The organism is Serratia sp. A07 (genome assembly GCF_058725505.1).
Map to the genome: position 1 here is coordinate 1 of NZ_JBZXDO010000112.1, position 2864 is coordinate 2864.

The following is a 2864-nucleotide window of genomic DNA, read 5'->3' on the forward strand; positions in this document are numbered from 1 at the left end:
TCAATGCGCGGTCTGGGCTTGCAGGCCAATACGCTCGGCAGCCAGCTTGACCGGCTGGGCAATCAGGGACGGCGCGCATTCAGCGGATTACGTCAGGGCCTGGCTTCGGTCTCGTCGGGCTTTGATCATATGGAAGCCCGCGCCAAGGCCGCCTATGGCGGCGTCTCGCGCGTCTACGGTCTGCTGGCCGGCGGTGCTGCTGTCTATGGGTTGAAAAAAGCCTTTATTGACCCGGCAGCGGCAATGGAGAACTACACCATTCGCCTGAACTCGCTGAACCATAACGATAAAGCGAAAACCGACGCCGATATCCAGTGGGCAACCAAAAACGCCAAGGACACCACCTGGGGCCTGCAAGGCGTGGTGCAGGAATACACCTCCAGCCGCGGTTTTGGCATGGATACGGGTCAGGCACGTAACTTTATCACCATGCTGGAAGATCAGGGCGCAAAGCATGGTTGGACGTTGCCGGAGGCGCAAGGCGCTTCGATGCAGCTCAAACAGATGTTTGCCCGCCAGAGCATCCAGGCGCAAGACGCCAACCTGCTGACCGGCTACGGCATAAATGTTTACAAGACGCTCGCCGATAAATTGGGTCTTGATCAGAAGACCGTACGTGCCCAGGGCGAAAAGGGATTGCTGGGGCCAGAGTCCATTCGGCTGTTGTTCCAGGCGTTGCGCGAAGAGGCCAAGGGCGCGCAGAAAGACGCGATGAACTCCTGGACAGGAGTCACCTCGCAGTTCGGCGACGTGTGGGAACAGTTCGCTAACAAAGTGATGAACAAAGGCACTTTTAAGCGCCTTAAAGACCAATTGAAATCTTTCCTGGATTATGCCGATGAAGCCCAGGAAAACGGTCTGCAAGACCAGTGGGCCGATAAGCTGGCCAACAGTTTCAACGGGGTATTCGACAGCGCCCGCCGTGGCGTCACGCTGTTTAAAAACGGCCTTAACCGGGTCAACGCCGAGCTGATGGCGCTGCGCAAAGCCGGCTACGGCGAAACTATCGACAACATCGGCAAATACGCCGCCAACACGGCCAAGGCGATCTTGGCGATTTACGTCGCCTCTAAACTTGCGCGCATCGGGATGGCGCTCGCCAGACCCGCCTGGGGGCTGGCCACGGCGCCTGTACGCTACCCGCTGCGGGCTTACCGGTGGTGGCGCGGCCGCGGTCAAAACACCCCTGCGGGTCTGGCTGGCCCGGCGCCGTTTGCGATGGGTGGCGGTCTTGGCGCGCCGGTCAGCGTGGTTGTGATGAACTGGCCCGCGGGCGGCATGGGCGGCGGTGCTGACACCTATGTTGATGCCAATGGTCGCACCCGCCGGCGCGGTTCGCGCGTTCGCCCTCGGCGCACGGCGGCGCCGGCGCCGCGTTCGCGGCTTGGACGCGCCGCTTCGGCGGTTTCGGGCTTCTTCGGCGGCATGGTCAACCGTGCAGGTGCCATGCTCGGCAGAGTGCCAGGTGTTGCCCGCGCCGGCCGCGCGGCCCGTGCGCTTGGCGGTCGTGCGCTTGGCGCTGTCGCAAGCCTTCCGGGCGTGGCCGCGGCCGGGCGGTTTATGGCCTCCATTGGCAGCCGTGCCGGCGGCATGTTATCCGCGCTCCCTGGCAAGGCCGGCGGCTGGTTAAGTCAGGTGGGCGAGCGGGCCAGCGGCCTGTTCGGCGGCGCCATGCAGAAACTCTCGGGCGCGGCCGGTTGGGTGGGCAGTAAGGCCGGGGCGCTGGGTCGCGGCGCCCTGCGGTTCGGTAGTCGTCTTGGCGGCCCGTTACTCACGGCATTGTCGGTTGCCCCTACGTTGCTCGATAAAGACGCGACCGCCGAAGATAAAGGCGGTGCGTTGGGATCGGCCGCCGGCGCGACCGTAGGCGGCATTGTCGGGGCCATCGGTGGGCCGATAGGGTCGGTGGCTGGCTCCATGCTTGGCAGTGTGCTGGGTGAAAAGCTGGGCGGCTGGCTGGGTGACGTTTACGCCAAGTGGGACAAGAAGGACGAACAGGCCCCCGCCGCACAGGAAGTCAAAGCGCAGGCGGAAATGCGGATTGCGCTCGGGCCGGGACTGGTGTTGCAAAACAGCGCCGTCACCGACAGCAACGCCTTTGGGTTAAATCTGGATGTGTATAACGGCGACAATTACAACATCTACTAGGAGCGCAGATGAAAAGCACCGGTCGGGGCAGCTTTCGCGGCGTCCCATTTCTCGTTTACAAAGAACAGCGCACGCGCGGCGGACGCCGCGTTGTCCGCCGTGAATACCCGCTGCGTGAAAACGGCGGCGCGGACGATCTGGGCCGTAAATTGCCAGAGCATACCCTTACCCTGTCATTGGTGGGCGATGATGCCCAGGCTCAGCGTGAACGGCTAACACAGGCACTCAATGCGCCGGGGCCGGGCGAGCTGAATCATCCCGATTTAGGGACGCTCTCGGTGCTGGTCGACAACTTTGAAAGCCGCTACAGCGTCGATAATCTCCGCCTGGTGGAGTTCACGCTAACCGTTGTGCCGGTGGCGGATGAAACTGCCCCGACCGTGGCGGCGGATACGGCCGGCCGGCTTGCCACCCTCGGCAATGGCACGCTCGACGATATCTTTAACACGCTGGCTGAGGGCTGGTCGCTGGCCGAAGCCGGCTTGTCAGACGTTCAGGCCCTGATGGACACGGTCAGCGAGAAGGTGGCGGCGCTGGAAAGTGCGGTCAACGGTGTGGGGATCCTGGCTGATATCAGCAGCTTTGTGGCGTCGTTCACGGCCATGCGCGGCAACCTGTCCAGCTTGCTGACGACACCGGCGCGCCTGGCGCAGGCATTCAAGGGCATCTATCAGGGGCTGCTGCGCTTGCCGACTTACCCGCAGCCCGACGCCCCC

Annotated in this window: 2 protein-coding genes; both read left to right on the forward strand. The window is 63.2% G+C overall.

Going from position 1 to position 2864, the window contains the following annotated elements; all coding sequences use genetic code 11:
• A partial coding sequence (locus AC4PR2_RS28235) for a tape measure protein (protein WP_492175961.1) occupies nucleotides 1-2148 on the forward strand: 2148 nt, incomplete at its 5' end.
• Nucleotides 2149-2156: 8 nt separating this feature from the next.
• Nucleotides 2157-2864, forward strand: a 708-nt coding sequence (locus AC4PR2_RS28240) for a DNA circularization N-terminal domain-containing protein (protein ID WP_492175962.1), incomplete at its 3' end; no start/stop codon positions are given.